This is a genomic window from Peribacillus sp. SRI_006 (genome assembly GCF_057586375.1).
Map to the genome: position 1 here is coordinate 250,066 of NZ_JBYCZT010000002.1, position 13,339 is coordinate 263,404.

The 13,339-nt window shown below is 39.8% G+C and carries 12 protein-coding genes; 10 read left to right on the forward strand and 2 right to left on the reverse strand.

The annotated features are described in order from the left end of the window. The first annotated feature begins 53 nt into the window (after window positions 1–53). From AC2YHV_RS03565 to AC2YHV_RS03590, 6 genes are all read left to right on the forward strand, one after another. Window positions 54–1,214: a DUF819 family protein gene (locus AC2YHV_RS03565; protein ID WP_487372601.1), complete on the forward strand. Its 1,161-nt coding sequence runs from the start codon at window positions 54–56 to the stop codon at window positions 1,212–1,214. Between the two features lie 15 nt (window positions 1,215–1,229). Then, on the forward strand, window positions 1,230–2,312 hold the full coding sequence (locus AC2YHV_RS03570; RefSeq protein ID WP_487372602.1) for a dipeptide epimerase: 1,083 nt from the start codon (window positions 1,230–1,232) through the stop codon (window positions 2,310–2,312). 25 nt (window positions 2,313–2,337) lie between these two features. Next, on the forward strand, window positions 2,338–3,339 hold the full coding sequence (locus AC2YHV_RS03575) for a C40 family peptidase (RefSeq protein WP_400449492.1): 1,002 nt from the start codon (window positions 2,338–2,340) through the stop codon (window positions 3,337–3,339). A 298-nt stretch (window positions 3,340–3,637) separates the two neighbouring features. Beyond that, complete coding sequence (locus tag AC2YHV_RS03580; RefSeq protein WP_487372674.1) at window positions 3,638–5,437, forward strand: S9 family peptidase; 1,800 nt, start codon at window positions 3,638–3,640, stop codon at window positions 5,435–5,437. A gap of 218 nt (window positions 5,438–5,655) precedes the next feature. Then, the gene (locus AC2YHV_RS03585) at window positions 5,656–6,432 is read left to right on the forward strand and encodes a histidine kinase N-terminal 7TM domain-containing protein (protein ID WP_487372603.1); all 777 of its coding nucleotides are present in this window, start codon (window positions 5,656–5,658) and stop codon (window positions 6,430–6,432) included. Next, the gene (locus AC2YHV_RS03590; RefSeq protein WP_487372604.1) at window positions 6,425–7,207 is read left to right on the forward strand and encodes a GGDEF domain-containing protein; all 783 of its coding nucleotides are present in this window, start codon (window positions 6,425–6,427) and stop codon (window positions 7,205–7,207) included. Before AC2YHV_RS03585 ends, AC2YHV_RS03590 begins: the two co-directional genes overlap by 8 nt. A gap of 95 nt (window positions 7,208–7,302) precedes the next feature. Here AC2YHV_RS03590 and AC2YHV_RS03595 read toward each other — a convergent pair whose 3' ends face one another. Beyond that, entirely contained in the window at window positions 7,303–8,016 is a 714-nt protein-coding gene (locus tag AC2YHV_RS03595) for a class I SAM-dependent methyltransferase (protein ID WP_487372605.1), read from the reverse strand. 174 nt (window positions 8,017–8,190) lie between these two features. Between AC2YHV_RS03595 and AC2YHV_RS03600 the strand changes: the two genes are divergently transcribed. Continuing rightward, window positions 8,191–8,451, forward strand: a complete 261-nt coding sequence (locus tag AC2YHV_RS03600; protein ID WP_487372606.1) for a hypothetical protein — start codon at window positions 8,191–8,193, stop codon at window positions 8,449–8,451. A 199-nt stretch (window positions 8,452–8,650) separates the two neighbouring features. Here the strand turns inward: AC2YHV_RS03600 and AC2YHV_RS03605 are convergent, their stop codons facing one another. Continuing rightward, entirely contained in the window at window positions 8,651–9,316 is a 666-nt protein-coding gene (locus AC2YHV_RS03605) for a GntR family transcriptional regulator (RefSeq protein WP_053534993.1), read from the reverse strand. Window positions 9,317–9,618: 302 nt separating this feature from the next. On the opposite strand from AC2YHV_RS03605, the gene AC2YHV_RS03610 reads away from it, so the two are divergent. From AC2YHV_RS03610 to AC2YHV_RS03620, 3 genes are all read left to right on the forward strand, one after another. Continuing rightward, window positions 9,619–10,869 carry a CaiB/BaiF CoA transferase family protein gene (locus AC2YHV_RS03610; protein WP_268936993.1) on the forward strand — a complete coding sequence of 417 codons (1,251 nt, stop codon included), beginning with the start codon at window positions 9,619–9,621 and terminating at the stop codon, window positions 10,867–10,869. Between the two features lie 14 nt (window positions 10,870–10,883). After that, window positions 10,884–11,825 carry a hydroxymethylglutaryl-CoA lyase gene (locus AC2YHV_RS03615; protein ID WP_095678402.1) on the forward strand — a complete coding sequence of 314 codons (942 nt, stop codon included), beginning with the start codon at window positions 10,884–10,886 and terminating at the stop codon, window positions 11,823–11,825. A 183-nt stretch (window positions 11,826–12,008) separates the two neighbouring features. Next, on the forward strand, window positions 12,009–13,313 hold the full coding sequence (locus tag AC2YHV_RS03620; RefSeq protein WP_487372607.1) for a CitMHS family transporter: 1,305 nt from the start codon (window positions 12,009–12,011) through the stop codon (window positions 13,311–13,313). Window positions 13,314–13,339: the final 26 nt, after the last annotated feature.

Below are 13,339 nucleotides of genomic sequence, written 5' to 3' on the forward strand. Positions count from 1 at the left end.
GTTAAATAAAATGGAAATTGCATTTAGTTATAAAAGATTAGGAGGTATGGAATATGATTCAAGATGGTGTAATGTTTGTCTGCTTTTTATTGGCATTTACTGCCCTGATTGCGGTTGTGGAGAAAAAGATAGGAGGAAAGTTCTTCAAGTATGTTCCTGGTATTGTCCTTATTTATATTGGAGCGGCTCTGATGAAAACATTCGGGGTCTTTTCAGATAGTGAGTCAGTCGAAAGTGCATATAGCACCATACGGGGGCTCCTCTTGCCTGCCATGTTGATGCTTATGCTTTTGCAATGCGATATGCGGAAAATCATCAGGCTTGGACCAAAGATGCTGTTAACTTTTTTTGCGGCTTCATTCAGCATTATTGGAGGGTTCACTCTTACTTACGTTTTAATGAATGGCTTTTATGCGGAAGGAACTTGGAAGGCATTCTCGGCCTTGAGCGCAAGCTGGACAGGAGGCTCTGCCAATATGGTGATCTTGCAAGGCATACTCGATGTGCCTGAAAATATTTTTGGCTATGCGTTGATCATGGATACTGTTAATTATTCCATTTGGGTCATGTTCTTGTTTTGGCTGGTGCCTCTTGCTGGAAAATTCAAAATTTGGACGAAAGCGGATACATCTTTCATTGATCAGATGACTTCCGAGCTTGAAGCGGGGGAAACCGCCAAGACGGAATTTGGATTCGTGGAATTGATCGGTTTCTTGGCGCTGGCTTTAATTGTTTCAGCAGGTGCAACCAAAATTGGGGAGAGACTGCCGGTACTCGGTGCCGCTGTGAATGGAACCACTTGGACGATCATCATCGCTTCGACCGTAGGATTAATTCTGGCTGTCACGAAGGTTGGACGTATCGCCGGTTCCATGGAAATTTCCAAAGTCATGCTTTATATCGTCATTGGTTTAATTGCTTCCCATGCCGATTTTTCACAGCTGTTTCAAGCACCTGTGTATATTATTTCCGGCTTTATGATTCTATTCTTTCATGGATTGATCATGGTCATTTTGGCCAAAATCTTTAAGTTGGATCTATTTACAATGGGAGTTGCCTCTTTGGCCAACATAGGGGGCGTGGCATCAGCCCCCATATTGGCTGGTGCATTCAACCGGTCGCTAATACCGGTCGGGATATTGATGGCAGTACTTGGCAGTCTTCTGGGCACCTATTTTGGAATTCTTACATCATATATACTCTCAAGCTTTTAAGGAAGGGTTGTTAATATGAAGATTGAAAGTTTACAAGTATCAGTGGAAACCTTGCCACTTATCAAGCCATTCAAGACTGCATTACGCACTGCAATGGAAATTGAAAACATCATGGTTTCCGTAAAATTGGAGGATGGAACGGAAGGTTTGGGGGCTGCAGCCCCTACGGTTGCCATCACAGGTGATTCTACAAAAGGAATCATGACGGTCATTGAAGAAGTAATCACACCACATCTAATTGGCCGCGACATCGAGAATATCAATGCATTGTCTCAGCTGATCCAACGATCCTGTGTAGGTAACACAAGTGCAAAAGCTGCTGTTGAAATCGCTTTGTACGACGCAGTCAGCAAACGATGGCAGCTCCCATTATATCAATATCTTGGCGGTAAATCTAATGTCCTGAAAAATGATATGACAATCAGCGTTGATGAACCTGAAGAAATGGCAAAGGCGGCATTGTCCCTTATCGAAAGCGGATTCTCTACGATGAAGATAAAACTGGGGAAGGATTGGAAGAATGACGTGGAGCGCGTTGCCTGCATTCGTGCTGCTGTTGGCGAACAGGTTATGATCAGGATTGACGCAAATCAAGGGTGGACAACAAAACAAGCGATTTCCATCATTCATGAAATCGAAGAAAGAAAGCTGAACGTTGATTTGGTGGAACAGCCCGTGCAAGCCCATGATATCGAAGGATTGAAAGAAATAAAACGCTCTGTCCAAGTGCCGATCATGGCCGATGAAAGTTTGTTTTCCCCACGTGATGCCATGAAGCTCCTGAATGAACATGCTGTTGATTTCCTTAATATCAAATTAATGAAAACTGGCGGAATTCGACGAGCACTCCAAATCGCAGATATGGCAGAAGCAGCCGGGGTGGAATGCATGATCGGGAGTATGATGGAATCATCCGTTAGTGTAGCGGCCGCGGCTCATCTGGCGACCGCCCATCCAAATATAACGAAGATTGATTTAGATGCCCCATTATGGATTAAGAATGAGCCATTTGAAGGCATTCAATTTATGAAAGATCAACTTCTCATTTCCGATAAACCTGGACTGGGAGTCAAGAGGAAATCCTCTTTTGCTCAATAAAAACAATTTCGAAAGGGTGAATGATTTGAAAAGGTTAACCGTTTTTGTTTTATCTTTATTGGCTTTTGGTATTTTAGTATTCAGTCCCAATGAAGCTAGTTCCAGGGAGAAGCAGAGAATTGCCTATGTTGATGTGAACGTGGCCACTCTTTGGACTGAGCCGGGATTATTAAGGGGAATCGATGCCCCTTCTGCATCGAATCCCGCTGATTTGAATGAATGGATCGGCTCGATGAAATATGAAGACAAGCTGTGGCTTGTAGGTAACCTGGAAACACAAGCTTTATATGGTTCTAAAGTGACGATTCTTGAAGAACGTGGCGAATGGGTGAAAGTAGCCGTTTCCAATCAACCTACACCCCGCAATGATATTGGTTACCCAGGTTGGATGCCGAAGGGACAATTAAAAGACGGACATTCTTTTGAAAAGCAATTTAAACGAGGATTTGCCCTTGTAAATGCCCCAAAGACCTGGCTCTATTCGGATTCGAAACTTCAGTCCAAATTCATCGAAGTCAGCTTCAATACCCGCCTTCCGCTATTGCAGGTGAAAAAAGATAAAGTGAAGGTGATGACACCGGGTAATGGGGCAAAATGGATGGAAAAGCAAGACGTGTCAGTCTATCAAAATGAAAATCAAATACCGGCTCCAACCGGTAAGGACATCGTTGAATCAGGAAAAGGTTTTTTGGGGCTACCTTATCTATGGGCTGGAATGTCCGGTTTTGGATTTGACTGTTCTGGATTTACGTATACGATGTATCACGCTAATGGAATAACGATCCCACGGGACTCTTCCATTCAGGCCCAGCATGGCAAAAAGGTTGAACAAGAAAATCTTCAGCCAGGTGACTTACTATTTTTTGCCCATGATAAAGGGAAAGGAAAGGTCCATCATGTCGGAATGTATATTGGTGACGGCAAAATGATCCATTCGCCTAACAGCTCAACACATGTAAGGATAGATGAAATAAAAACATCGGGATACGGAGAGGAATATGCCGGAGCAAGAAGATATATCGATTGATGCTTAACAAGCTTAAGAGCCCAGTGCTCTTAAGCTTTTTTCATATGTAAATAGATCTTTACTCAGTCTATCGAATGACATAACGATGCTCCGATGAATTTAAAAAAGAATAGTTTAGCATAACCTGGATGTTCCGGATGCCTATAGAGTGTTTTAGTTAATATTAAATGAGATTAAATTATCCATATTTCACTAGTTAAAACCTTAATTCACTATTTCCTCAGTACCTTCGAGGAAAAATATGGTATAATTATTTACAGATATTTCTCAATATTATAAAAGTAAGGGGTTGCCAATGATGATCACTTTTCCAAAACCTGATGTTGAGCAATTTTTACGAACGTTTTCCATTGCTGATTTTGCTGTAAGTCCAGATGAAAAACATCTGGTTTTCAGTACCAATTTGAGCGGCAAGTATAATTTATGGGGAATGGATTTGCCAAACTCCTTTCCTTATCCGCTTACATCCATCGATCAAAGCTGCCAAGGGCTTATATATGATAAGAAGAGCCGGTTTATCATTGCTGGTTTCGATCAAGACGGTAATGAAAATACCCAGTTTTACGGAGTTCCTTTGAATGGAGGTACAATGAAGGAAATCGTTAATCATGAAAATACACGTAATTTCATGCCAAAATTATCGAATGACAGTAAAAAGCTCTACTACACGACATCCAGAGGAAATCCTTCCTTTCTTAATTCCTATTGTTTGGATTTAGAATCAGGACAGGAAAGGCTGGTACTGGAGGGGAAAGATGCAGCGACCTATTTATTTGGCTTCAGCCCGGATGAAGAAACCTTACTTTACTATAAACACTTTGCTAATACATATACTCTTCTCTATGCAAAAAAAGGGAACGAAGATATCCTGCTCACTCCGCCGACAGAGAAACAACACACAGTGAATGATGGGGTTTTTGTTTCGGATTCGATGATATATTTATTGACTGATTATGATTCGGACTTTACCTATTTAGCTTCATACAACCTTGAAACAAACAAGTTCTGTAAAGTTAAAGAATTGGAGAATGAGAGTTTTACTGCCATTACTTATAGTAAAGAGAATCAATTATTATATATAACCAGTCAAAAGGGTGTAGAGGATCAATTATATGAAATCAATCTGCAAAATGAAAATTGGAGAAACATCCCAGTGCCATGCAGTGTCATTAATAAACTTGAAGTTGCTGCATCAGGCACGCTTTACCTATTTGGCATGAGTGCAACCAAGCCTCATAATATCTATAAAAATACAGGTGATGAGTGGGTATCATTAACTAAATATACTGTTCCTGGCGTCGATTCTAATGAATTGGTTGAACCGGACATCATTACCTACCCTTCCTTTGATGGCCGGGAGATCGAATCGTTATTTTTTAGGGCAAAAAAGGAAAATAACAATGGTGAAGTCATTTTTTGGCCTCATGGAGGACCTCAAGCGGCAGAACGGAAGTTTTTTAGAGCTTCATTTCAATTTTTCCTAAATAACGGTTACAGTATTTTCGCGCCAAACTTCCGCGGTTCTACTGGTTATGGTTTGAAATTCATGAAAATGGTAGAGGGAGATTGGGGAAATGGACCGCGACTTGATAATGTAGCCGGCCTTGATTGGCTGATAGACCAAGGGCATGCACAAAAAGGCAACATTCTTTTGATGGGCGGAAGCTTCGGAGGCTATATGGCCCTTCTGCTGCACGGGCGACATGCGGATTATTTTAAGGCGGTTGTCGATATTTTCGGCCCATCCAACCTATTCTCATTTATCAATTCCGTACCTGAAGACTGGAAGCCAGTCATGGACCAGTGGGTAGGAAATCCGGAAAAAGATAAAGAAAAACTAATCGAGTATTCGCCTATCACTTATCTAGAATCCATGATAAAGCCAATGCTTGTCATTCAAGGAGCAAACGATCCCCGTGTCGTCAAAGAGGAATCGGATCAAATCGTTCAAGCGTTGAAGGATAAAGGAAGAGATGTCGATTATATGCTTCTAGAAAATGAAGGACATGGATTTTCCAAAAAAGAAAATGAGATTGCCGTCTATCAAAAAATACTCTCCTTCTTAAAGCGATTCACAGCAGTAACAGAGAAGGTGTAATCCATATTTTTACAACTTAAGAACCCCTGCCGCTCACGTTCAAAGTGATGAAGCAGGGGTTTTTAAGTTTTGGGAGTTAGTAAATAGCTACCAATATGGCGTTTAAAAAAATCATTCCTTTAAAATTCAGAATTCCCCGAATAAACGCTAGTCACCTAGTTATAAAGTGCTATATAATATACGAAAAAGTATTTTTTGTTTAACGGAGTTGATTCGCAATGCCACAGGAATTATCGATATACTTACTCGTAGTTATATTGGCAGGTGCTTTAAGTTTGTTCCTGTGTTTATTTGCACTATTAAAGGTCAAGGATGCACCTGGAGCAAAACCGTATATTATCGTGACATTATTGTCTTCCATTTTTACTTTTTCCTATGCTTTCGAACTTTCCAGTACATCTTTGGAACAAATCTTATTTTGGTTAAGGGTCGAGTACTTGGCCTTGCCATTCATCCCAGTCTTCCTTTTGTTGATGTGCATAGAATATATAGGGCATAGCCTCAAGAAGGTATGGAAATATGCACTCTTCATCATACCGTTCATCACCATTTTCATGCATTATACAAATGATTCTCATCACTTATATTACAAATCAATGCGATTGAGAGGTGATAGTCCTTTTCCAATAATTAAACTGGTGGGCGGCCCTTGGTTTTACGTTCACTCCCTGTTTCTTTTTTTATGTGTGATGATAAGTATAATAATATTGCTAAGGCAGTTGAAAAATTCTTCATTCAGATTCAGGATGCAAATATCAATGATGGTGGCAGGTCTGCTTATTCCTATAATAGCAAATTACTATTATATAAACGGATTAAGCTCATATGGTATCGATCTTGGTCCTGTATCCATGAGTATCACGTTTATCTTTCATGGTGCGGCACTATTGACTTTTCAAATGTTCAATGTAGCACCGATCGCCAGGGAAACTGTTTTTGAAAGTATGAAAGATGGTGTCATCGTTTTAAATCAACAGGGTTTGATTGTTGATTGATAACCAAGGAATGCGCAAAGTCATACCTTTGTTGGATGAACATACTATAGGTAAAACGATTACAAGTGTGCTAAATGGGAATCATCATCTTAAGGAAATAATCAATCTTAAGCAAGACAGTGATTTTACATGCAGCATAAATGGTGATATGGTACATTACCATATTGGTTTTTCACCCGTGTTCAACAAAAGCAACCTGCCTATCGGACAGATCATTACCTTCGCCGACGTAACTGAAAGAGTGCTCATGCTGGAAAAGTTGAAACAACTTGCCAGCTTGGACGGATTAACCCAAATATTGAATAGAACATTTTTCATCAAAAAATCAGAAATTTTATTCGATGCTCTAAGCAGGAAAGGAGGCAGTGTTTCAGTCATCATGTTTGATATCGATCATTTTAAAAAAGTTAATGATAATTTTGGACATGAAGCAGGGGATGCCGTCATAATGCTTGTTGCAAATACAGCAAAAGAATATATTCGAGAAGGAGATCTATTGGGGCGCTATGGTGGTGAAGAATTTATCGTGTGTTTGCCGAATACCGCTTTATCCACTGCATATGAGTTAGCCGATGTTATAAGGGGAAAGGTTTCTGAAAGTATTGCAGAGGTTAATGGAGAGAAGATTTCCATTACCTGCAGTTTCGGTGTGACTCATGCATCAATTGAAGCTGGAGATCGAGGCCATTCCATCCAAACATTGATGCCACGGGCAGACCAAGCCTTATATGTCGCAAAGAAGAATGGCCGAAATTGTGTACAGATCATAGCCTAAGACTATATTGCCTTTCTTTTAAACCTTGAACTTGTTCTAGGTTTTTTTCATTGTGTTCAAGATTCCAGACACATCTTAAGCTGCGTTTGAGTGCCCTATTTTTTACTAGCTCTGTATACTCTATAACCGAGGCTGTTTCCGTAAGAAAAAAGGAGGCGGTAATGTTCGTCCATGACTCGTTTCAAAGATTCATTCAAAGGCTGAAGGGGGCTATTTGAAACTGAAGAATTCATTAATTGCTCTAAGGCGGTACTCGATCTCAAGATATTTACCTCTGAAAACCCGTTTTGTCGGAAGGAATTTAACCATTCGGATTGCATCAATAATTCTCTTAAATGATAAAAGTTCATGATTTCCTTTTTTGAGGCAGAATCAAGGCTGGTTTCCGCTGTCATATCAATGGATAACAAAGTTCCTTTTAGTTTTAGGACCCTGTAAAATTCACTGAGTGATTTTTGGATATCAGTGAATGCAGTCGTTGATTCGGCTATGATCAAATCAAAAGAATTATCGTCAAAAGGCAGTTCTTCTATTGAATGCTCATATAGGTCGATGCTTAAGTTAGCTTGTTGGAATCTTTTTTTTGCATGTTTCACCATTTTAGAGTGATGATCTAGCGCTGATACTCGGCAAAGGAACGTTTTTGCCAAGAAAGCTGTGGTTTGCCCTGTCCCGCATCCGGCATCAAGGATTTTTGACGTATGAGTGATTTTTTCATTTTTTAAGAGCTGCTTAGTCAGTTCAAATCCACCAGGGTGTGCCCCTTCGATGCCAATTATGGCTAGTGCGTCTTGGTATGAATGGTTCATGGAATTGTCTCCTTTGTAAATGTATAAATGTATTTTATGCTTTGGTTTTAAATAGTGATTTAACCATTGACAAGGAATATGGGAAAGACGTTTAAAGGAATGGTGGGTTTTTAAACCATGCAGGCTAGTCCCCGAATGCATACGATGTAGAATCACTAACAAGGGGAGTGTAATATGGGATATCATAATTATTATCATAAATGCAGGCAAGGTGTTGGAAGACCGGTTGAAATTCGTACAAGCAGAGGAACCGTACATCGGGGAAACATACACCGGGTTACGCCGAACCGTGTATATATTCGTCCATTTAACAGTGGCGGAAACCTTGGGGGTTTTGGTTTTGGAGGCTTTAATGCAGGTTATGGATGGGGTGCGGCAAATGGATTTGCCTTTGGCGCAATTGCATCTTTAGTCTTTCTCGCATATCTCTGGTAATGCGAATGATGAAAATTTTAAAAAACCTGACAAATCATCAGGTTTTTTTATTTTGTAGCCATTGGGTGGATTCCTGAAAAAATCAGGAGAATATGTATAGATGTACAACTAAGATAAAGCCGTGAGCTTTGAATGAATTTGGCTTGTTTGCCGAAGTTAAAAAGACCGTGCAAGACGGAATCCTAGGGAATCAATTCCTTTATTGATCAATGACGGTTTTAAAAGTTGCTTTTATTGTATGGAAGCTTTTTTCAATATGGGAATGCATTTCCTGTTCGGCTCGTACCGGATCTCTATTCTGAATTGCTATAAGGATCCGTTCATGATCATCTACAAAATCGGAAAAGTTTTTAAAATGTACTTTTAAAATGCTAGTCCTTATATATAGTATTTTCGTCTTGATAACATCGCATAATTGGATTAATTGGTGGTTGCGGGAAGCAAGATCAATGATATCGTGAAATTCCTGATTTAGTTGTGTAAGCTTTTTTGTATCATTCATATTCACGGCTATTTTAGAGTCATTTATTACTTCGACCAACTTGCTTAATTCCTCGTCCGTGATATTCTGAGTCGCTAATTTAACAGCTAAAGATTCAAGGCTAATTCGGCATTGATATACATCAATAATGTCCTGTACGCTAGGGTTATAAACTGATATGGCCTTACCTTCACGAACCAGTAGGTAATCTTTCAATAACATCTGGAAGGCTTCTCTAATTGTACCCCGGCTAACCCCGATTCTTTCAGCAACCCTGGTTTCGACCAAACGCTCTCCAGGCTGATATTCACCGTCTATAATCATACCCTTCAGAATATGATATACCTGATTATGAAGCAATTCAGTTTTTTGTATTTCTTTCATAATAGTGCCCCCTATGTAACAAATTAATATCTATTTAACAAACGGCCTTCAATTTATCAGAGTTTTTCAATACATAGATATATTTCAATAATAAAAGCTTAAATCCTACTTTAATAGCTCAAATTATAACATAAAAAATGTCAACGGTTAACCGTTGACATAATAATAAATGTCAATTATTATAAGAATTATCAAAAAATTAGGAAAGTTTTTGTTTTAATGAATTGATTTTTATAGAAAGGAAACGTTTATATTTAACCGTAATCTACCTAGATAGAAATATTAAAAAGGGGTGAATGCTCATGGGTGAAGTTATAAAACAGGGTGCGTTGAAGGGATTAAAGGTTTTGGAATTAGGTAGTTTGATAGCTGGTCCTTTTGCCGGAAGATTAATGGCCGACTTCGGTGCCGAGGTAATAAAAGTAGAACCACCAGGAAAGGGGGACCCCATCAGAAATTGGAGATTACTATATGAGGGCACATCCTTATGGTGGTTTGTTCAATCCAGGAACAAAAAAAGTATTTCATTGGACTTACGAAAAACGGAAGCCCAAGAGATCATAAGGGAATTAACAAATGAAGTCGATATTATTATTGAAAACTTCAAACCGGGGACTATGGAGAAGTGGGGGCTTGGCTATGAGGATTTAAAAAGAATTAATCCGAAGATCATTATGGTTAGGGTATCAGGATATGGCCAAGATGGACCGTACCGAAATAAGCCGGGGTTTGGAAGTATTGGAGAAGCAATGGGGGGGATTCGTTATTTAACAGGCTATCCTGATAGGCCTCCAACAAGGGTCGGAGTAAGCTTGGGAGATTCTGTAACTGCATTATATGCTGTTATGGGGGCATTAATGGCTGTATATCATAGAGACCAACCTGGGGGGGAAGGACAATGTGTTGACGTCGCTCTATATGAATCTATTTTCAGTTTAATGGAAAGTGCAGTTCCGGAGTACGACCATTACGGAGTGATTCGTGAAAGAACCGGAAGCACCCTCCCAGGAATTGCACCTTCGAATACATACCCTTGCAGAGATGGGAAATATATTGTGATCGGGGCAAATGGAGATGGCATTTTCAAGAGGCTTATGGATGTTGTTGAAAGGCCTGATTTAAGGGATGACCATAAATTCTCAACTAATGACGGTCGTGTACAGAATGCTGAGTATCTAGATGAAGTGATTGGTGGTTGGACAATCCAGCATAATTTAGCAGATGCCTTGGTATTACTTGATAATTCAGACATACCCGCAGGATCGATTTATAGTGTTGAGGACATGATGCATGATCCACATTTCCTTGCTAGGGAAATGATCTATAAAATGGATGTTGAAGGCCTTGGAAAACTAAAAGTTCCAGGTATTGTACCCAAATTGAGCAAAACTCCCGGAAGTATTAATTGGGCGGGTCCAAAACTAGGAGAGCACACAGAACAGGTTTTAAAGGGGGTTTTGGAACTAGCAGAGGATAAATATGATGAGTGGCTCGCTTCCGGGGTTATTTCAGATCATGAAACTAGTAAGCTGAAAAATAACAGTACAAAATGAGGAGATGAAATAAAATGAACTTACCAAAACGTGTTGAAATCATAGAGTCTGGACCGAGGGACGGAATTCAAAATGAAAAGATCTTTATTCCAACTGACTCGAAATTGCAATTGATACATGCACTAAGTGAGACGGGGATTAAAAGAATGGAGGCTACTTCATTCGTTTCACCCAAACATGTACCACAAATGGCAGATGGAGCCGAAGTTTTTAGAAATATCAACAAACGTGAAGATGTGCAATACATGACATTGATTCCGAATAAGCGGGGATTTGATTTGGCTAAAGATGTAGGGGCAACCAGCTTAGCCTTGTTTGTTGCGGCAAGTGAGACGTTCAATAAAAAAAATGTAAGGATGTCCATTGAAGAGTCCTTATTCCAGTTATCCTCTGTTGTAGAGGAAGCTAAGAATGAAAATATGTTCATACGGTTCCATATCTCAACAGCTTTTTATTGCCCATATGAAGGTCCGGTTCAGGAAGGGACAACCATTGGCCTTGTTCATGCATTAGAAAAATTAAATGTGGACGAAATTGTGCTTTGCGATACAATTGGCAGAGCTAATCCTAAGCAAGTATATCATTTGTTCGGTAAAACTTTGGACCTCTCACCCACAGCGAAAATAGCAGCCCATTTCCATGATACTTATGGTTTATCAAAAGCCAACTCATTAGCAGCATTGCAAGCAGGTATCACTTCTTTTGATACTTCCATAGGAGGATTGGGCGGTTGTCCTTTTGCGCCTGGAGCGGCAGGAAACGATGCAACTGAAGACTTTGTATTCATGCTCCATGAAATGGGAATAGAGACTGGTATTGATTTTGATAAACTCATGCATTGTGTAACTCTGATAAAAAAAATGACGAATCGTACATTGACTGGCCACCTCCACAAAATAGAAAATCCATACTCCCCAGAGAATAACACCAATGATATTGTAAAACAGAACTCTTAACCGTTTTTTCATACAAATAAATATCACTCCCTCCATATAAAGTGCAACTGGCGATTTCTCTTCATGACAAATAATGTAACCGTTTTCTCGGAGCGTTTAAAAGGTTTATAGAATTTTTCTTCAAACCCTTTCGTTTAAAAGATATAAAGGCTACAAATAAATCATTTACAAGGGGATATGTGAATGGCTATTTTAGGGTTTCTGATGATTGGTACATTTCTTTATTTAGTGATGTCAAAACGAGTTTCTGTTTTAATCGCATTTGCACTTGTGCCGATTATATTTGCACTTATCGGCGGTTTTGGGTTGGAAATAGGGAAAATGATGTTGGATGGAATTGCAAAAGTTACACCGACAGGTATCATGATTGGTTTCTCCATTTTGTATTTTGGTTTGATGATCGATAAGGGCTTATTTGACCCAATGATATCCCGGCTCATTCGTTTTGCAAAAGGAGACCCTCTAAAAATAGTTATGGCCACGGCTATCATAACTTTAGTTGTTGCTTTGGATGGGGACGGATCAGCAACTTTCATGATAACAGTCACGGCTTTGTTGCCAATATATAAGAGGTTGGGCATGAGCTCACTTACTTTAGCTGGAGTAGTGGCGTTGGGTGCGGGTGTCATGAATATTATTCCATGGGGAGGGCCGCTAGCTAGAGCAATGGTTTCCCTTGGGGCGGAATCCACTGAATTGTTTAATCCCATCATTCCAGCCATGTTAGCTGGGGCTGTTTGGGTAGTATTTGTATCGTATATATTTGGTAAGAAAGAACGTAAAAGAATAGGCATTATTAATATTTCGAACAAAGGCGATTCAATGGAATCGGGAGAAATCGCGGCAACACTAGAAATGTCATCGAGTCTGCCGAAACTCTATTGGTTCAACTTAATCTTAACCATTTCTTTGATTGTTGCTTTAATAATGGAAATAATTCCAGTTCCCGTCTTATTCATTATTGCGTTCGCCATTGCTTTGTTAGTGAACTTTCCCGACGTGAAAAAACAGCAAGAACAAATTGCTTCACATGCGCAAAGCATGGTTATGGTATGTACTACCATATTCGCGGCTGGTATTTTCACAGGAATTCTTTCAGGAACTAAGATGATTGACGCCATGGCTGTTTCTATGGTTTCAGCCATACCGGATTGGCTGGGAGGACATCTGCCAATCCTGGTAGCCGTGGTCAGTATGCCTTTAAGTTTAATATTTTCCCCTGATGCCTTTTATTATGGGCTGCTTCCAGTCCTAAGTGAGGCCGGGGCAGCCTTTGGAGTTGACCCAATAGAAATTGGCAGGGCTGCTTTATTAGGGAACGGGACAACGGGTTTTCCCTTGAGTCCATTGAATCCGTCTGTTTTTGTCCTCATTGGATTATGTAAGGTCGATTTGGGAGATCTTCAGAAAAAGATTTTTTTCTGGGCTTTTGGCAGTACTATCGTGATGACAATCGTGGCATTGCTTACAGGGGCAATACCTCTTTAAATAAATTAGTTTGGAAATTCAATTAG